General features: G+C 74.1%; 18 protein-coding genes and 1 riboswitch. Of the genes, 7 read left to right on the top strand and 11 right to left on the bottom strand.

The genetic code is table 11. The annotated features are described in order from the left end of the window. Positions 1 to 18: 18 nt before the first annotated feature. Positions 19 to 1,857, top strand: coding sequence for a succinate dehydrogenase flavoprotein subunit (sdhA, locus tag AC1050_RS12935; protein ID WP_482387794.1), 1,839 nt, complete (start codon positions 19 to 21; stop codon positions 1,855 to 1,857). Beyond that, complete coding sequence (locus AC1050_RS12930) at positions 1,857 to 2,624, top strand: succinate dehydrogenase iron-sulfur subunit (protein ID WP_482387793.1); 768 nt, start codon at positions 1,857 to 1,859, stop codon at positions 2,622 to 2,624. The genes sdhA and AC1050_RS12930 overlap by 1 nt, the downstream gene beginning before the upstream one ends. A gap of 107 nt (positions 2,625 to 2,731) precedes the next feature. Here the strand turns inward: AC1050_RS12930 and AC1050_RS12925 are convergent, their stop codons facing one another. The 4 genes from AC1050_RS12925 to AC1050_RS12910 all read right to left on the bottom strand — a co-directional run bounded on the left by AC1050_RS12925 (position 2,732) and on the right by AC1050_RS12910 (position 6,700). Then, positions 2,732 to 3,049: a hypothetical protein gene (locus AC1050_RS12925; protein WP_482387792.1), complete on the bottom strand. Its 318-nt coding sequence runs from the start codon at positions 3,047 to 3,049 to the stop codon at positions 2,732 to 2,734. Positions 3,050 to 3,817: 768 nt separating this feature from the next. Continuing rightward, the gene (locus tag AC1050_RS12920) at positions 3,818 to 4,696 is read right to left on the bottom strand and encodes a bifunctional methylenetetrahydrofolate dehydrogenase/methenyltetrahydrofolate cyclohydrolase (RefSeq protein WP_482387791.1); all 879 of its coding nucleotides are present in this window, start codon (positions 4,694 to 4,696) and stop codon (positions 3,818 to 3,820) included. A gap of 11 nt (positions 4,697 to 4,707) precedes the next feature. Next, entirely contained in the window at positions 4,708 to 5,997 is a 1,290-nt protein-coding gene (gene glyA / locus AC1050_RS12915) for a serine hydroxymethyltransferase (protein WP_482387790.1), read from the bottom strand. Positions 5,998 to 6,057: 60 nt separating this feature from the next. Beyond that, positions 6,058 to 6,146: riboswitch (ZMP/ZTP riboswitch) on the bottom strand. Between the two features lie 50 nt (positions 6,147 to 6,196). Further along, entirely contained in the window at positions 6,197 to 6,700 is a 504-nt protein-coding gene (locus AC1050_RS12910) for a GNAT family N-acetyltransferase (RefSeq protein WP_482387789.1), read from the bottom strand. A 157-nt stretch (positions 6,701 to 6,857) separates the two neighbouring features. Between AC1050_RS12910 and purU the strand changes: the two genes are divergently transcribed. Continuing rightward, positions 6,858 to 7,730 (top strand): formyltetrahydrofolate deformylase, encoded by an 873-nt coding sequence (gene purU, locus AC1050_RS12905; protein ID WP_482387788.1) that lies wholly within the window; start codon positions 6,858 to 6,860, stop codon positions 7,728 to 7,730. Positions 7,731 to 7,760: 30 nt separating this feature from the next. On the opposite strand, the gene AC1050_RS12900 is transcribed toward purU, so the two are convergent. Both AC1050_RS12900 and AC1050_RS12895 read right to left on the bottom strand, forming a co-directional pair. Beyond that, the gene (locus AC1050_RS12900) at positions 7,761 to 8,540 is read right to left on the bottom strand and encodes an ATP-binding cassette domain-containing protein (RefSeq protein WP_482387787.1); all 780 of its coding nucleotides are present in this window, start codon (positions 8,538 to 8,540) and stop codon (positions 7,761 to 7,763) included. Positions 8,541 to 8,586: 46 nt separating this feature from the next. Then, positions 8,587 to 9,705, bottom strand: a complete 1,119-nt coding sequence (locus AC1050_RS12895) for an ROK family transcriptional regulator (RefSeq protein WP_482387786.1) — start codon at positions 9,703 to 9,705, stop codon at positions 8,587 to 8,589. A 212-nt stretch (positions 9,706 to 9,917) separates the two neighbouring features. On the opposite strand from AC1050_RS12895, the gene AC1050_RS12890 reads away from it, so the two are divergent. Together AC1050_RS12890 and AC1050_RS12885 are read left to right on the top strand one after the other, a co-directional pair. After that, entirely contained in the window at positions 9,918 to 10,112 is a 195-nt protein-coding gene (locus tag AC1050_RS12890; protein WP_482387785.1) for a hypothetical protein, read from the top strand. Between the two features lie 7 nt (positions 10,113 to 10,119). Then, positions 10,120 to 10,506 (top strand): type II toxin-antitoxin system death-on-curing family toxin, encoded by a 387-nt coding sequence (locus AC1050_RS12885; protein WP_482387784.1) that lies wholly within the window; start codon positions 10,120 to 10,122, stop codon positions 10,504 to 10,506. Positions 10,507 to 10,586: 80 nt separating this feature from the next. Here AC1050_RS12885 and AC1050_RS12880 read toward each other — a convergent pair whose 3' ends face one another. Next, a complete protein-coding gene (locus AC1050_RS12880) occupies positions 10,587 to 11,804 on the bottom strand; it encodes an NADP-dependent isocitrate dehydrogenase (RefSeq protein ID WP_482387783.1) in 1,218 nt (405 codons plus the stop codon). 231 nt (positions 11,805 to 12,035) lie between these two features. Between AC1050_RS12880 and AC1050_RS12875 the strand changes: the two genes are divergently transcribed. Further along, on the top strand, positions 12,036 to 13,109 hold the full coding sequence (locus AC1050_RS12875) for an aquaporin (protein WP_482387782.1): 1,074 nt from the start codon (positions 12,036 to 12,038) through the stop codon (positions 13,107 to 13,109). Positions 13,110 to 13,204: 95 nt separating this feature from the next. Here AC1050_RS12875 and AC1050_RS12870 read toward each other — a convergent pair whose 3' ends face one another. Beyond that, positions 13,205 to 13,609: a DUF3017 domain-containing protein gene (locus tag AC1050_RS12870; protein WP_482387781.1), complete on the bottom strand. Its 405-nt coding sequence runs from the start codon at positions 13,607 to 13,609 to the stop codon at positions 13,205 to 13,207. 191 nt (positions 13,610 to 13,800) lie between these two features. Between AC1050_RS12870 and AC1050_RS12865 the strand changes: the two genes are divergently transcribed. Further along, positions 13,801 to 15,081, top strand: coding sequence for an FAD-dependent oxidoreductase (locus AC1050_RS12865; protein WP_482387780.1), 1,281 nt, complete (start codon positions 13,801 to 13,803; stop codon positions 15,079 to 15,081). A gap of 55 nt (positions 15,082 to 15,136) precedes the next feature. Here the strand turns inward: AC1050_RS12865 and AC1050_RS12860 are convergent, their stop codons facing one another. The 3 genes from AC1050_RS12860 to AC1050_RS12850 all read right to left on the bottom strand — a co-directional run bounded on the left by AC1050_RS12860 (position 15,137) and on the right by AC1050_RS12850 (position 16,551). Continuing rightward, positions 15,137 to 15,541, bottom strand: a complete 405-nt coding sequence (locus tag AC1050_RS12860; protein ID WP_482387779.1) for a DUF4259 domain-containing protein — start codon at positions 15,539 to 15,541, stop codon at positions 15,137 to 15,139. A 56-nt stretch (positions 15,542 to 15,597) separates the two neighbouring features. After that, a complete protein-coding gene (locus AC1050_RS12855; RefSeq protein WP_482387778.1) occupies positions 15,598 to 15,813 on the bottom strand; it encodes a hypothetical protein in 216 nt (71 codons plus the stop codon). Between the two features lie 165 nt (positions 15,814 to 15,978). After that, positions 15,979 to 16,551 (bottom strand): hypothetical protein, encoded by a 573-nt coding sequence (locus AC1050_RS12850; protein WP_482387777.1) that lies wholly within the window; start codon positions 16,549 to 16,551, stop codon positions 15,979 to 15,981. Positions 16,552 to 16,694: the final 143 nt, after the last annotated feature.

Here is a 16,694-nt window from a genome sequence, read left to right as displayed (position 1 = left end):
TTGGAGGCATCGACCCCGATGCAGACCCACCAGTTCGACGTCGTGATCGTCGGCGCCGGCGGCGCCGGGATGCGCGCCGCCCTCGAGTCGTCCGCCCGCACCCGCACGGCGGTCATCTCGAAGCTGTACCCGACGCGGTCCCACACCGGCGCGGCGCAGGGCGGCATGTGCGCCGCGCTCGGCAACGTCGAGGACGACAACCCCGAGTGGCACACGTTCGACACCGTCAAGGGCGGCGACTACCTGGTCGACCAGGACGCCGCCACGATCATGGCCAACGAGGCCATCGACGCGGTGCTCGACCTGGAGCGGATGGGCCTGCCGTTCAACCGCACCCCCGAGGGCCGCATCGACCAGCGCCGGTTCGGCGGGCACACCCGCAACCACGGCGAGGCCGCCGTGCGCCGCGCCTGCTACGCCGCGGACCGCACCGGCCACATGATCCTGCAGACGCTCTACCAGCAGTGCGTGAAGAACGAGGTCGCGTTCTTCAACGAGTTCTACGTGCTGGACCTGCTGATGACGCACGACCTGACCGGCCGCGAGGTGCCGGAGGGCGAGGACGTCGCCGTCTCGGGCGTCGTGGCGTACGAGCTCGCGACCGGCGAGATCCACATCTTCCGCGCCAAGTCCGTCGTCCTGGCGACCGGCGGCGCCGGCAAGATCTACAAGACCACGTCGAACGCGCACACCCTGACGGGTGACGGCATGGCGCTGGCCTACCGCCGCGGCCTGCCGCTGGAGGACATGGAGTTCTTCCAGTTCCACCCGACCGGCCTCGCGGGCCTCGGGATCCTGCTGTCCGAGGCCGCGCGCGGCGAGGGCGGCATCCTGCGCAACGCCGACGGCGAGCGGTTCATGGAGCGGTACGCGCCCACCATCAAGGACCTGGCGCCGCGCGACATCGTCGCCCGGTCGATGGCCAACGAGGTGCGCGAGGGCCGCGGCGCCGGCCCCAACAAGGACTACGTCCTGCTCGACCTGACGCACCTGGACCCCGCGCACATCGACGCCAAGCTCCCGGACATCACCGAGTTCGCCCGGACCTACCTCGGCATCGAGCCGTACACCGAGCCGGTGCCCGTCTACCCCACGGCGCACTACGCCATGGGCGGCGTGCCGACCAACGTCGAGGGCGAGGTGCTCCGCGACACGACGCACGTCGTCAAGGGCCTGTACGCCGCCGGCGAGGTCGCCTGCGTCTCCGTGCACGGCTCCAACCGGCTCGGCACCAACTCGCTGCTCGACATCAACGTGTTCGGCAAGCGAGCCGGCATCTCGGCCGCCGAGTACGCGCAGACCGCGCCGTGGGTCGACCTGCCCGAGGCGCCCGAGGCCGCCGTCGTGGAGCAGCTGGAGAGCATGCGCAACCGGCCCCAGGGCGAGCGGGTGTCCGACGTCCGCCGCGAGCTGCAGCAGACGATGGACACCAACGCGCAGGTGTTCCGCACCGCCGAGTCCCTGCGTGAAGCGTTCCAGGACATCCAGGTCCTGCAGGAGCGCTACTCCCGCGTGTCGGTCCAGGACAAGGGCCGCGCGTTCAACACCGACCTGATCGAGGCGCTCGAGCTGGGCTTCCTGCTCGACATCGCCGAGACGGTCGTGGTCGGCGCGCTCAACCGGCGCGAGTCCCGCGGCGGGCACTTCCGCGAGGACTACCCGAAGCGGGACGACGAGAACTTCATGGAGCACACCATGGCCTACCGCCGGGTCCCCGGCGTGCCGGTCGACTCCCCCGCCGGCTCCGCCCCGAAGGGCGAGGAGGTGCCGCCCCCCGGGCCCGGCCGCCCGGTCGTGCTCCTGGGCACCAAGCCCGTCGTGACCACCGTGTACCAGCCGATGGAGCGGAAGTACTGATGACTGCTGTCGCAGAGCGCTCGGCCGCCGCCGAGCCGAAGGCCGGGGAGATCCCCTCGTTCGAGGTCACCCTGAAGATCCGCCGCTACACCCCCGAGACGCACGGCGACGAGGCGTACTGGGAGGAGCACACGGTCACCGCCCACGGCACCGACCGCCTGCTCGACGCCCTGCACAAGATCAAGTGGGAGATGGACGGCTCGCTGACGTTCCGCCGCTCCTGCGCGCACGGCGTCTGCGGCTCGGACGCCATGCGGATCAACGGCCGCAACCGGCTCGCGTGCAAGGCCCTGCTCAAGGACCTCAACCCGGACAAGCCGATCACCGTCGAGCCCATCAAGGGCCTGCCGGTGATCAAGGACCTCGTGGTCGACATGGAGCCGTTCTTCGCCTCCTACCGCGAAATCATGCCGTTCCTCATCACCACGGGCACCGAGCCGTCCCGCGAGCGGCTGCAGTCCGCCGAGCAGCGCGCCCGGTTCGACGACACCACCAAGTGCATCCTGTGCGCCGCGTGCACGTCGTCCTGCCCGGTGTTCTGGACCGACGGCCAGTACTTCGGCCCCGCGGCGATCGTCAACGCGCACCGGTTCATCTTCGACAGCCGCGACGAGGGCGGGGCCCAGCGCCTCGAGATCCTCAACGACAAGGAGGGCGTCTGGCGCTGCCGGACCACCTTCAACTGCACCGAGGCGTGCCCCCGCGGCATCGAGGTCACCAAGGCGATCCAGGAGGTCAAGCGCGCGATGATCACCCGCGCGTTCTGACCACCCGCCGTCGAGGTCGTCAGACGCGATCGAGGTCGTCACTCCTGAGTGACGACCTCGATCGCGTCTGACGACCTGGTGGTTCCCCGGGGCGCGGGGGGCGGACGTCAGGGGCGTGGGCGGCGGGCCGCGAGGGCACGGGCCGTCGTCGCCAGGCCGCTCACCACCAGGCCGCTCACCACGAGCACCACCCAGCTCACCCCGAGGACCAGCACGCCCGCGCCGAGGCCCACCAGGAGCCCGGTGCCACCGCCCGCCGCGTAGCCGATCCCGCCGGCCGCGCCCAGCACGACCGCGACGACGCCGCCGACCAGGGCGATCTCGAGCAGCCCGTCCACGAGCCCGCGCGCGACGACGCGTGCCACCCCGTCGCGCGGCGGCGGCCCGCCGGTCACGTTGCGCGTCTCCGGCGTCCCCTGCGTCATCCGCCCGACGGTAGCGCAGGGCCACCGGCAGCCCGTAGCGGCGCTCGGAGCCCCGTACGCGGACTCCCCGGGTCCGGGACCTGGTAGGACGACGTGCGCGCACGCATGCCCCGTGACCCCGGCCGGACGACCACCCGCGCGCCGACGACGTGTCCACCCGGTACACCGTGACTCGCGCGGCCAGGCACACATCTCCGCGTACGACGTGTCCACCGAGTACACCGTGACCCACGCGGCCAGGCACACATCTCCGCGCACGACGTGTCCACCGAGTACACCGTGACCCACGCGGCCAGGCACACATCTCCGCGCACGACGTGTCCACCGTGTACACCGCGGTCGCCGTGTACACGTCGTCTCGCGGGACCAACCAGTTCCCCGCAGCGACACCGTGTACCCGGTCGCCGGCCGTGAGCAGGCTGGACCCGAACGCGCTGCCGCCCCGCGCGGCGGCGACGATCGCCCGGTGCCGGGGTCTCCGAGCTCTGAGGTCGTTCGGGGGCGGCGGGTCACCCCGGCGCGCCAGTCGCCCACGCGGCGGTCGCCCCCCTGGTGCGGTCACCCCCGCGCCGCAGTCGCCCGCCCGGCGGTCGCAGTCACCCGCCCGGAGGTCGCAGTCGCCCGCCCGGAGGTCGCAGGCGCCGGCGGGGTCGCCGCAGCGCTGCGGTTCCCGAGCACGGTGGCGACCTCGACGCCGCGCCGGCCGGACGCGACGACGCCCGGCGCGCCGCACCGGGTGGGCGCGGCGGGCCGGGCGTCGGCGTGCGGTCAGGCCTGGCGCTCGGCGGACTCCACGACGTTGGCCAGCAGCATCGCGCGGGTCATCGGGCCCACGCCGCCGGGGTTCGGGGACACCCAGGCGGCCACCTCCGCCACCCCCGCGTCCACGTCGCCGGCGATGCGGTACTTCCCGGTCTCCGCGTCCTGCACGCGCGAGACACCGACGTCCACGACGACCGCGCCCGGCTTCACCAGGTCGGCCGTGAGGATCCCCGGCACCCCGGCCGCGGCGACGATCACGTCGGCGTTGCGGGTGTGCTCGGCGAGGTCGGTGGTGCCGGTGTGCGTGAGCGTCACCGTGGCGTTGACCGCGCGGCGGGTCAGCAGCAGGCCGATGGACCGGCCGACCGTGGTGCCGCGGCCGATCACCGTGACGTCCGTGCCGGCCAGGTCGACGCCGTGCCGGGTGAGCAGCTCGATGATGCCGCGCGGCGTGCAGGGCAGCGGGGAGTCGACGTCCTCGTTGACCCGGAGCACCAGGCGTCCGAGGTTGGTGGGGTGCAGGCCGTCGGCGTCCTTGTCGGGGTCGACCAGCTCGAGCACCCGGTTGGTGTCGATGCCGCGGGGCAGCGGCAGCTGGACGATGAACCCGGTGCAGGCCGGGTCCTCGTTCAGCCGCTGCACGGCGGCCTCGATCTGCTCCTGCGTGGCGTCGGCGGGCAGGTCCTCGCGGATGGAGGCGATGCCGACCTCCGCGCAGTCCCGGTGCTTGCCGGCGACGTAGGACACGGAGCCCGGGTCCTCCCCCACCAGCAGCGTGCCGAGGCCCGGGGTGATCCCGCGCGCGGCGAGCGCCTCGACCCGCGCCTTGAGCTCGGCCTTGATCGCGGCGGCCGTGGCCTTGCCGTCGAGCGTGCGTGCCGTCATGGACCCGCCTCTCAGTACTGCTGCAGGCCGGGGTACAGCGGGAACGCGTCGGCCAGCTTGGCCACGCGCGCCCGCAGCGCCTCGACGTCGGCCGACGCACCGGCCACCAGCGCCGTGGCGATGATGTCGGCGACCTCGGTGAACTCGGCGTCGCCGAAGCCGCGGGTCGCGAGCGCCGGCGTGCCGATCCGCAGGCCCGAGGTGACGCGCGGCGGCCGCGGGTCGAACGGGACCGCGTTGCGGTTCACGGTGATGCCGACGTCGTGCAGGAGGTCCTCCGCCTGCTGGCCGTCGAGCGAGGAGTTCCGCAGGTCGACCAGCACCAGGTGCACGTCGGTGCCACCGGTCAGCACGGACACGCCCGCGGCGGCGACCTCGGGGGCCACGAGGCGCTCGGCGATGATCCGGGCGCCGTCGATCGTGCGCTGCTGACGGGCCTTGAACTCCTCGCCGGCCGCGATCTTGAACGACACGGCCTTGGCGGCGATGACGTGCATCAGCGGACCGCCCTGCTGGCCCGGGAACACGGCGGAGTCGATCTTCTTGGCGTACTCCTCCTTGCTCAGGATGAAGCCGGAGCGGGGGCCGCCGATGGTCTTGTGCACCGTGGAGGACACGACGTCCGCGTACGGCACGGGCGACGGGTGCAGGCCCGCGGCCACCAGGCCGGCGAAGTGCGCCATGTCGACCCAGAGCTTCGCGCCGACCTCGTCGGCGATCTCGCGCATCGCGGCGAAGTCGAGGTGCCGCGGGTAGGCGGACCAGCCGCCGATGATGACCTGCGGGCGGTGCTTCAGCGCGGCCTCGCGGATCGCCTCCGGCTCGATGAGGAAGGTGTCCGGGTTCACGCCGTACGCGCCGACGTCGTAGAGCTTGCCCGAGAAGTTGATCTTCATGCCGTGCGTCAGGTGCCCGCCGTGCGCGAGCTCGAGGCCCAGGATGCGGTCGCCGGCGTTGGCGAGCGCGTGCAGGACGGCGGCGTTCGCCGTGGCGCCGGAGTGCGGCTGGACGTTGGCGTGCTCGGAGCCGAACAGCTCCTTGGCGCGGGTGATCGCCAGGGTCTCGGCGATGTCGACCTGCTCGCAGCCGCCGTAGTAGCGACGGCCCGGGTAGCCCTCGGCGTACTTGTTGGTCAGCACGGAGCCCTGCGCCTGCAGGACGGCCCGCGGGACGAAGTTCTCGCTCGCGATCATCTCGAGCGTGCCCTGCTGGCGGGCCAGCTCCCCGTCCAGGACGGCGGCGATCTCGGGGTCGACCTGCGACAGGTTCTGGTCGAGCAGCGGCGTGTTCTCGGCGCTCATGCGTCTCCTCGGCAGTCGGCGGGCGCGGTCTGTCGACCGCACACCGATGGTGTGGGGTGACCGCGGGGCCCAGGCGTCCGACCCGACGTCGCTCGTGCTGCGTCGCTCCCCGGTGGTGACCCACCTGTGCGCCAGTCGCGACCCGGTCAGCCTAGCAACGACCGGCGTCCGGCCGGGCCCGGCGTCCGGGACCCGGACGTCAGGCGGAGGCGGGCGCCGCGTCGGCGTCGCCCAGGATCCGGCGCAGGTACGCGTAGGTCAGGTCGCCGACCGTCTGGTCGTGCTCGTGCGTGTAGCCGTGCTTCTCGTACAGCGCGAGGTTGTGCACGGAGTCGCGGCCGGTGAACACCCAGATCTCCTCCACGTCCTCCGGCAGGTGCGGCAGGATCGCGAGCAGCAGCTGCGTCCCGACGCCGTGCCCCTGCTGGTCGGGCGCGACGGCGAACCGGCCCAGCGTGGCCTTCCTGCCCTCGAGCAGCACGCGGATGGAGCCGACCAGCCGGTGGCCGGCCCAGGCGCCGAGCGTGACGACGCCGTCGGCGACGATGTCGGCGCGCAGCTCGGACAGGGTCTGCGTCAGCGGCGGGATGTGCGGGTCGTCGTACTGCTGCGCCTCGGTGACGAACGCGGCGCGGCGCAGCGTCAGCAGCTCCCCGGCGTCCTCGTCGACGACGGGCCGGATGGTCACCTCGGTCTCGCTCATGGGTCCATCGTCTCAGCCGGGACGCCGGACCGACCACCCAGAGGTCCCGAGTTCACGCCGAATCCACCCGCTCGGCACCGGCCGCCGGCGATCTGTCCCGCACCGCGAGACGGACGGGCGCGCCGCCGTCGACCGCACGCGGGTAGCCTCCCGTCCCGTGACGACCTCGACCCCCACCGCCGACGCGGGCACCTCCTGGGTGCTGTCCCTGTCCTGCCCCGACCAGCCGGGCATCGTGGCCGCCGTCGCGGGGCTGCTCGCGGAGCACGGCGGGAACATCACGGAGTCCCAGCAGTTCGGCGACGCGCTGTCGGGGCTGTTCTTCATGCGCGTCGAGGTCACCGCGCGCAGCACCCGCGACGAGCTCGAGGCCGCGCTCGGCGCGCTCGCACCCCGGTTCCGGATGGACTGGTCGCTCGACGTCGCGGGCCGCAGGATGCGCACGCTGCTGCTCGGCTCCACGGCCGCGCACTGCGTGAACGACCTGGCGTTCCGGCAGCGCTCGGAGGGGCTGCCGATCGACATCGTCGGGCTCGTGTCCAACCACACCGCGCTGGCCGACCTCGCCGCGTTCTACGACATCGGGTTCCACCACGTGCCGGTCACCCGGGACACGAAGGCCGCGGCCGAGGCCCGGCTGCTGGAGCTGGTCGAGGAGCTGGACGTCGAGCTGGTCGTGCTCGCGCGGTACATGCAGATCCTGTCGGACGACCTGTGCCGTGCGCTGGCCGGCCGCGTCATCAACATCCACCACTCGTTCCTGCCGTCGTTCAAGGGCGCGCGCCCCTACGCCCAGGCGCACGACCGCGGCGTGAAGCTGATCGGCGCCACCGCGCACTACGTCACCGGCGACCTGGACGAGGGCCCGATCATCGAGCAGGACGTCGAGCGGGTCGACCACAGCCGCGGCGTGGCCGACCTGGTCGCGCTGGGCCAGGACGTCGAGCGCCGGGCGCTGGCACGGGCCGTGCGCTGGCACGCCGAGCACCGCGTCCTGCTGGACGGGCACCGGACGATCGTCTTCCGCTGAGCCGACCGGCTCAGGGCCCCGCCGGCCCGCTCAGAGCGCCGCGGGCCTCGTCGGCCGCGGCAGCCGCCCCGTGGGCGTGATGCCCGTGATGGCGGCGATCAGGTCCTCGTAGGACGCGTGCTGCGCGTCGAAGTCGCCGTTGATCCGCCCGAGACGCAGCACGACGATCCGGTCCGCGACGGCCTGCACGTCGACCATCGAGTGGCTGATCATCACGACGCCGAGGCCGCTCTCCCGCAGGCGCTCCACCATGTTGAGCACCTCGGCGGTCTGCGAGATGCCGAGCGAGGCCAGCGGCTCGTCCAGGACGACCACCCGCGGGTTGCCGACCAGCGTGCGCGCGACGGCGACGGCCTGGCGCTGACCGCCCGACAGCGCCCGCACCGGGGCCCGCACGGACGGCACCCGGGCCGCGAGCTGGCTCAGGGTCTCCCAGGCACGGCGCTCCATCTGCCGCTCGTCGAGCATCCCGGCGCGCCGGATCTCCTGCCCGAGGAACAGGTTCTGCACCACGTCGAGGTTCTCGCACAGCGCGAGGTCCTGGAACACGGCTGCGATGCCGAGCTCGCGGGCGGCGCGCGTGGACGGCATGGTCACGGGCGCGCCGTCGACCTCGATGTGCCCGCTGTCGGGCGCGAGCGCCCCGGACATCACCCGGGCCAGGGTGGACTTGCCGGCGCCGATGTCGCCGACGATCGCCACGACCTCGTGCGCGTGGATGTCGAGGTCCACGTCGACGAGCGCGCGGACGGCGCCGTAGTTGCGGGACACCCCCCGCACGGACAGGACGGGCGTGGTCGTCGAGCTCACCGGGCCTCCTCCGCTGCGTCCCTGCCGCGTGCCGTGCTGCACCGGCTCATCCTGCCACCGCCATCGACTGCGCAATACCGGCGTGGTCCAGCGCCAGCGCCAGCGCGCCGCGCACCTCCGCCGCCGTGCCGAGCTCGGACGCGACCACCTCGACCGGGCCCGCGGTGCTGGGCAGCGTCCGCTGCGCGAGCACCGTCCGGAACGTGTCCAGCAGGATCGGCCCGGCCTCGGCCAGCCGCCCGCCGACCACGACCAGCTCGGGGTCGAACAGGTTGCAGGTGTTGGCCGCGGCCACCGCCAGCAGGCGGCCCGCGTCCGAGATCACCCGCCGGCAGCCGGGGTCGCCGTCCTGCGCCCGCGCGATCACGTCGGCCAGGGTCAGGTGCCCGTGGCTCGACTCCAGCATCCGCAGCAGGGCCGGCGCACCGATCAGCGCGTCCAGGCAGCCGCGGTTGCCGCACCGGCAGATCGGGCCGTTGTCGTCGATCGTGATGTGCCCGAACTCCCCCGCCGCCCCGGTTCGGCCGTGGAACACGCGGCCGTCGACCACGAGCCCGCTGCCGACGCCGTGCGACACCTTGAGGTAGGCCACGTGCTGCTTGCCGCGGGCGGCGCCGTGCCGCAGCTCGGCGAGCGCCCCCAGGTTCGAGTCGTTGTCCACCCGCACCGGCACCCCGAGCCGGCGCTCCAGCACCTCCGGGACCGAGACGCCGTCCCAGCCGCGCAGCACGCCGACCGACACGATCTGGCCGGACCGGGGGTCCACGGGCGCGGGCACGCCGACCCCGACCGCCAGCACCTCGGACAGCGTCGCGCCGACGGAGTCCACCAGCTCGGTGAGCAGCAGCGCCGCACGCTCCAGGCCCGCGTCCGCGCGGTGGTCCGGGGGCAGCGGCATCCGCTGGTCCGCGACGATCCGCTGCGCCACGTCCGCGATCGACACGCGCAGCGAGCGGGAGCCGAAGTGGATGCCGCCAACCAGCCCCAGGTTGCGGGCGAGGGTGACCTGCTGGGCGCGGCGGCCGCTGCGGGAGGTGGGCGCGGTGTGCAGGACGCCGGCGCCGGTGAGCTCCTTGACGATGTTCGACACCGTGGCCGGTGACAGCCCCGTGACGCCGGCCAGCTCGACCTGCGTGAGCGAGCCACGCTGCTGGACGGCACTCACGATCCGGGCGCGGTTGGCTTCACGGAGTGAAGATTGCGAGCCCGGGGTCACTCTCTCAGTGCCCACGTAGCCGAGGATACAGGCGTGCGCACCTCGGCCGGGACGCACCCGGAGCCTCGGGCCGATGCGTTCACGGGATGACGGCAACCGGGCCGTGGAGACCGGGCACCCGAACTGGTACCGTGGTGGTACCACGCTCGAGGAGGAGACCCATGACCAGGACGCTGCGTCTGTCCGCCGAGGCCGAGCAGGCGGTCGCCGCGATCGCCGAGGCGGAGCACATCTCGCAGAACGAGGCGATCAACCGCGCCCTGCTCGACTACGCCCGCAAGCGGACCGAGGTCCGTGACGCGCTGATCGCGTCGATCGTCGCCGAGGACGCCGCCATCCTCGACCGCCTCGCCTGAGCCCTGCGTGCCGACGTTCCTGGGTCCCGAGGACCTCGTCGCGGCGGCACGCGCCGTGCTCCGCGGGCAGCCTCCGCTGCTCCGCGACGCGGGCGCGCTCGTGGCCGCGGCCGGTCAGCCCGCTGCGACGTGGGACGGCGTCGCGCTGTACCCGACGGTCGACGACCAGGCGGCCGCGCTGCTCGTCTCCGTCGTCAGCAACCGCCCGTTTGTCGACGGGAACACGCGCGTGGGCTGGGTCGGCGCGCGCCTCTTCTACGCGCTCAACGGTCACGAGCTCCGCGTGCCCGAGGACGCGGCCGTGGCCCTCGTGCTCGCCGTCGCCGACGGGAGCGTGCGCGACGTGCCCCTGGTCGCCGGCGCCCTGAGCCGGTACCGCCGCGCGCTCGCCTGACCCCTGACCCGTCCCACGCACGACCGAGGGCCGCCACCCGCGGTGCGGGTGGCGGCCCTCGCCAGGCGTGCGGGTCCGGGTCAGCCCAGGCGCGCGGCCAGGTTCTCGTCGAGCGCCGCGAGGAAGTCCTCGGTCGTCAGCCACTCCTGCTCCGGGCCGACCAGCAGCGCGAGGTCCTTGGTCATCTTGCCGCTCTCGACCGTCTTGATGACGACGTCCTCGAGCGTCTCGGCGAACTGGGTGACCTCGGGGGTCTGGTCCAGCTTGCCGCGGTGCTTGAGCCCGCCCGTCCACGCGAAGATCGACGCGATCGGGTTGGTCGACGTCGGCTTGCCGGCCTGGTGCTGGCGGTAGTGCCGGGTCACCGTGCCGTGCGCGGCCTCGGCCTCGACGGTCTGGCCGTCGGGGGTCATGAGGACGGAGGTCATCAGGCCGAGCGAGCCGAAGCCCTGCGCGACGGTGTCGGACTGCACGTCGCCGTCGTAGTTCTTGCAGGCCCAGACGTAGCCGCCCTCCCACTTCATGGCCGAGGCGACCATGTCGTCGATGAGGCGGTGCTCGTAGGTCAGGCCGGCCTCGGCGAACGCCGCGGCGTACTCGGCGTCGAAGACCTCCTGGAACAGGTCCTTGAACCGGCCGTCGTAGGCCTTGAGGATCGTGTTCTTGGTGGACAGGTACACCGGGTACTTGCGCTGCAGGCCGTACGCGAACGAGGCCCGCGCGAAGTCGCGGATCGACTCGTCGAAGTTGTACATCGCCATGGCCACGCCGCCGCGGTCGGGGTAGGTCACGACCTCCTGGCGGATCGGCTCGGAGCCGTCCTCCGGGGTGAAGGTCAGGGTCAGCGTGCCCGCGCCCTGGACCACGAAGTCGGTCGCCTTGTACTGGTCGCCGTGGGCGTGGCGGCCGATGATGATCGGCTTGTTCCAGCCCGGGACCAACCGCGGGATGTTGCTGATGATGATCGGCTCGCGGAACACCACGCCGCCGAGGATGTTGCGGATCGTCCCGTTCGGGGAACGCCACATCTTCTTGAGGCCGAACTCCTCCACCCGGGCCTCGTCGGGCGTGATCGTCGCGCACTTCACGCCGACGCCGTGCTCGAGGATCGCGTGCGCCGCGTCGACCGTGACCTGGTCGTCCGTCGCGTCGCGGTTCTCGATCGACAGGTCGTAGTAGCGCAGGTCCACGTCCAGGTACGGATGGATCAGGCGGTCCTTGATGAACTGCCAGATGATCCGTGTCATCTCGTCACCGTCGAGCTCGACGACCGGTCCAACCACCTTGATCTTCGCCATGGGCGCCAGATTACTTGACGTCGAGAGACTTCGCGGGCCGCGCGGTGCTGTCGCAGGACGTCGCAGGCCGTCGCGCCCGGTCCAGGCGCCGCACAGCCATCACTGGCATGCTGGTCAGTTGTGCCCGACCCCGGGCGGTGACCGCGTCGCCACCGGGGCCGCACCGGCGCGGACGCCGCCGCCTCACCGCGGACCCCGCGCCCACCACCGCACCCGGACGAACGGATGAACATGTCCCAGGACAAGCCCGAGCCCACCGAGCCGCAGCAGGGCGCCCCCTCGACGCCCGGCACCCCCGTGACGCCGACGCCGTCCGCGCCGCCCGCCGGCTCCGCCGCGCCCGCGCCCGCCCCGGCGAGCGCGCCGGCCCCCACCGCCGCGCCGGCTCCCGCCGCGGCCCCGGCCCCGGCCGCCGTGCCGGTCGGCTACGGCGCCGCCGACGGCTACGGCACCGGCACCGGAACCGACATCGGTGAGGACGTCGAGATCGAGGCCGTGCGCGCGCGGCTCACCGGCCCGTCCGTCGGTGCGCGCCTCGGCGCCGAGCTGTTCGGCACCTTCGTCGTGCTGTTCGCCGCGCTCGGCTCCGCGCTCTTCGCGTCGATCACCGGCGCGGGCGTCATCGGCATCGCGCTCGGCTTCGGCTTCGGTGCGGTCGCCGCGTTCCTCGCCGTGTCCCACGTGTCCGGCGGGCACTTCAACCCGGCGATCACGCTCGGCGCCGCGGTGGCCGGCCGCACCCCGTGGCTGCACGTCCCGCTGTACTGGATCGCCCAGCTGGTCGGCGGTGCGATCGCGTCGGCGATCCTGTTCGTCACCACGACGTCGCTGGAGGCGCTGGCCGACAACGAGCGCACGTTCTTCAGCGGCACGGCCAACGGCTACGAGGCGCACTCCCCGATCGCCCAGTCCACGGGCGGCGGCGGCTTCGAGCTCGTCGCGGCGCTGCTGATCGAGGGCGTCCTCGCGGCGATCCTCGTCGGCGTCTACCTGGGTGCGACCGACCGCCGCGGACCGCGCAAGCAGGCGGCGTTCGCCATCGGCCTGACCATCGCCTTCGGTGCGCTGCTGGCGTACCCGGTCACCGGCGGTGCGCTGAACCCGGCGCGTGCCACGGCCGCGGCGATCTTCTCCGAGTCCTGGGCCTGGAGCCAGCTCTGGGTGTTCTGGGTCGCACCGCTGGTCGGCGCCGCCCTGGCCGGCCTGCTCTACCGCGCGTTCGCCACGAACCCGTCCGAGGACGACGTCCTGGACGAGGACCTCGAGATCGACGAGGTCGAGGTCGAGGTGCACCCGGCGCGCTGACGCCGCCGGCGCCCCGCGCCACGCACCCTCGCAGGGGCGGTGACCCGACCGGGTCACCGCCCCTGCGTCGTCCCCGGGCCGGGGGCGCCGCCCGGTCAGGGCAGCGGCGTCGGCACGACCTGGGACAGCACCCCGATGGTCAGCGCCAGGCCGGCCAGGGCCAGCACGTCGACCGGCCGGCTGCGCACCACCAGGGCGCTCGGCGCCCGCCGGACGACCGCGCGCACGACCGCGCAGCACGCGAGGAAGCCCGCGAGGGCGAGCGCGCCGACCGGCGTGCCCGCGGCGAGCGCGAGGGCGACGCAGAACAGCGTCGCGCCCGCGACGACCCAGAGGGACCAGTTGCGGTCGGCGGCGAGCGACGCCCGGGCGATCGCGCGGGGGTCCAGGGGTCGCCCGTCGGCGTCGAACCGCTCGTCCGTCAGGGGGATCGGCGCCGCCGGGACCGGCTGGGTCGGCGCGGCGGACGGCGGCCCCGCGGTCGGCTCGTCCTGGCTCACGCGGCTCCTCGGCGGCAGGTGCGCGGCCCGGTCGGGCCCGCGTCGGCGGCGGTCGCCGGCTCCCCCGAGGTTACCGCCCGCCACCCGGGCACCGGACCGGCCGGCGGTCGCGGGCTCCGGTCACCGCGGGCCCCGGTCACCGCGGGTACCGGCCACCGCGGGTACCGGCCACCGCGGGCTACGGTGACCGGGTGCCTGCTCCTGGTCGTCCGCCCGTGTCCTCCGACCCGCTGACCACCGCGTCCGTCCCGCCGGTGCGCTCGGTGGTGGTGGCGGGTGCCGGGCTGGCCGGCGCGCGCACCGTGCTGGAGCTGCGCGCCCAGGGCTTCACGGGGCACCTCACGGTGCTCGGCGCCGAGGGCGTCGCCCCGTACGACCGGCCGCCGCTGTCCAAGCACCTGCTCGACCGCCCGGCCCCCGCCTGGCTCGCCGACGAGCTCGGGACGGACGCGCTCGCCCTCGCCGACGAGGTGCGGCTGGCCGACCCGGCCACCGGGCTCGAGGTCGACGACGCCGGCGTGCGGGTCCGCACCGCGCAGGGGGTGGTCGCGGCCGACGCGGTCGTCGTCGCCACCGGGGCCGGCGCGGTGCGTCCGCCCGCGTGGGCCGCTGCGCGCACCCTGCACACCGCCGCCGACGCGGCGCGGCTGCGCGCCGAGCTGGCACCCGGGCGCCGTCTCGTCGTGGTCGGCGCGGGCTGGGTCGGGGCCGAGGTCGCCACCGGTGCCGCCGCCGCGGGGGTGGACGTCGTGGTGGTCGAGGCGCGCGAGGCGCCGCTCGGCACCGCGCTCGGCTCGCGGGTCGGCGCGCTCACCGCACCCTGGTACGCCCGTGCCGGCGTGCGCCTGAGCACCGGCGTCCCGGTCGCGGCCGTCGAATCCGACGCGGTGACGCTCGCCGACGGCACCGTGCTGCCGGCCGACGTCGTGCTCGCGGCGGTCGGCGCGCGGCCGGCCACCGGGTGGCTCGCCGGTGCCCTGCCGCTCGACCCCGACGGCTCCGTCCGGGTGGACGAGCGGCACGCACCCGTCGACGGCCCGTGGCGGGTCCGAGTGGTCGGCGACACCGCCCGGCGCCGGTCCGCGCGGCACGGGTGGGTGTCCGGCGGGCACTGGGACGCGGCGCTGCGCGGACCCGCGGTGGCCGTCGCCGGCCTGCTGGGCGGCGAGCCGGCGGAACCGGACCTCGCGCCGTACGTGTTCTCGACGCAGCTCGGACACGAGCTCGCGCTGTACGGGGTCCCGGGCGCCGGCGACGACGTGCTGCTGCGCGGGGATCCCGCCGGCGACGACGGCTGGACGGCGCTGTGGTTCCGGCCCGGCTCGGGCACCCTGACGGCGGCTTTCACCGTCGACCGGCCGCGCGACGTCGGCGGCGCCCGGCGGCTCTTCGCCGGTGCGGCGCTGCCGGAGCTGGACCGCGAGCGCGCCGTCGACCCCGCGGTCCCGCTGCCCCGCACCGTCGCCGGCTGAACCGGCTGGACCGGCGGGGCCGACTGGGCCGAGCGGGCCGGTCGGGAGGAGCGCGTCAGGCCTCGACGACCGCCCGCAGCCGCGCCGCCGAGGCGAGCGCCTGCTCGCGCCACGCGTCGGCGCCGGGCTCGGTCCACAGCTCGTAGAGCTCGGAGGTGTCGGGGTCCGCGAGCACCCGCTCCGACTGCTCCACCAGCCAGCGGGTGCGGTCCGGCGTCAGGTGCGGCGCGAACGCGGCCAGCACGTCCCCCTCGTCCGGCACCGGTGCGTGCGGCCGGCCGTGCACCGCGAGCGCCAGCTCGACCAGCGCGAGCACGGCCTGGCCGCCGTCGGCGTCCACGTACTCGTCGTCCTCGACGGACGGGTCGAGGCCGGCGAACGTGAACCCACCCGTCCGGATCGTGTCGAGGAGGTCCCGCACCCCGTCGTTGTCGAACGGTCCCGCGCCCCAGGTGCCCATGCCCCCGACCCTAGCCGCGCGCACGCCGGCGTCCACGGGCACAGCGGATCCGGGTGTCAGGGCCGGTGCTCGGCGAACGCCGCGAGGAACGCCTCGACGAGGTCGACGATCGCGGTGGCCTCCGGCATCGACTCGGCGACGTCCTGCTCGGATGCCGTCGGCCGGTCGGCGTCCGGGTACTCCGTGGCGTTCCTCGTCGCCCGCATCCAGTCGAACGCCTGCAGGACGGGCTTGTGCCCGGGGAACTGCGGACGCACGGCGTCGAGCAGCACCGCGTGCGACGTGTCGGTCGTGGTCGCCAGGGTCCGGGCGAGGCCAGGTGCCGTCGTGCCTCGGCGACCAGGAACCGCGCGCGCTCCACGCTCGGCGTCACGCGCTCGACACGACCGGAGCCGACCAGGTACGCGATCCCGGCGACGTTCGGGTCCCACCACGGCTCAGCCACCGCGGGACTCGACCACCGTCACCCGCGGACGGGCCAGCACCGTCTCGAGGAACGGGTTGCCGTCAGGACGTGCCCACGAGCCCGGGTCGGTGCGGTGCACGTTGACCTCGACACCGAGCCGCTCCCGCGCCGCTGCACCGAGCTCCGCCAGCGTCGAGCGCGCGGTGGTGCCGACGACGAGCACGTCGACGTCGCGGGGGAAGCGCCCGGGCTCCCCCGAGCGGCGTGCCGCCCAGGAACCGTAGAGGTGGGCCTCCTGCACCCCGTCGACGCCGTCGAGCAGCTCCCGCAGGACCGGGACCGGGCCGTAGGCGGCCGCGACGATCTCGCGCATCGGCTCGAACAGCGGGTGCTCCGGGTTCACGCGGACCAGCCGGTTGTTCCCGTCCCGGCGGTCGCGGACGACGTCGTCCTGGAGGAGCCGGCCCACCTCCTTGTGCGCGAGCGACACCCCGACACCCGCACGGCGGGCCAGCTCGGAGATCGAGAGCTCCGCGTCGGGATGCAGGAACAGCTCGGCGAGCAGCGCACCGAGAGCGTCCGACCGGATGAACGGCGAGAGCACTGCCGCAGGGCGTTTCACAGAACGTGTGTCTACTTCCTCGATACGTGGAAGGCCAACGGGCGGGGAGAGCATGAGGACCACCATGCCCGGGACGCTGTCCGTGCTCGCGGGCCCCGGGCCGGAGCCATAGGTCCCGCATCGCC

The sequence above is a fragment of the Cellulomonas sp. NEAU-ZC6 genome, from assembly GCF_056844425.1.
The sequence above is the reverse complement of the archived record's forward strand: the minus strand, read 5'-3'. Positions and strand labels throughout refer to the sequence as shown.

Bases quoted from the DNA above. Each gene is read 5' to 3' on its own strand.
- sdhA (WP_482387794.1), top strand. From the start codon at position 19: ATGCAGACCCACCAGTTCGACGTCGTGATCGTCGGCGCCGGCGGCGCC.
- AC1050_RS12930 (WP_482387793.1), top strand. From the start codon at position 1,857: ATGACTGCTGTCGCAGAGCGCTCGGCCGCCGCCGAGCCGAAGGCCGGG.
- AC1050_RS12925 (WP_482387792.1), bottom strand. From the start codon at position 3,049: ATGACGCAGGGGACGCCGGAGACGCGCAACGTGACCGGCGGGCCGCCG.
- AC1050_RS12920 (WP_482387791.1), bottom strand. From the start codon at position 4,696: ATGACGGCACGCACGCTCGACGGCAAGGCCACGGCCGCCGCGATCAAG.
- glyA (WP_482387790.1), bottom strand. From the start codon at position 5,997: ATGAGCGCCGAGAACACGCCGCTGCTCGACCAGAACCTGTCGCAGGTC.
- AC1050_RS12910 (WP_482387789.1), bottom strand. From the start codon at position 6,700: ATGAGCGAGACCGAGGTGACCATCCGGCCCGTCGTCGACGAGGACGCC.
- AC1050_RS12890 (WP_482387785.1), top strand. From the start codon at position 9,918: ATGACCAGGACGCTGCGTCTGTCCGCCGAGGCCGAGCAGGCGGTCGCC.
- AC1050_RS12880 (WP_482387783.1), bottom strand. From the start codon at position 11,804: ATGGCGAAGATCAAGGTGGTTGGACCGGTCGTCGAGCTCGACGGTGAC.
- AC1050_RS12875 (WP_482387782.1), top strand. From the start codon at position 12,036: ATGTCCCAGGACAAGCCCGAGCCCACCGAGCCGCAGCAGGGCGCCCCC.
- AC1050_RS12860 (WP_482387779.1), bottom strand. From the start codon at position 15,541: ATGGGCACCTGGGGCGCGGGACCGTTCGACAACGACGGGGTGCGGGAC.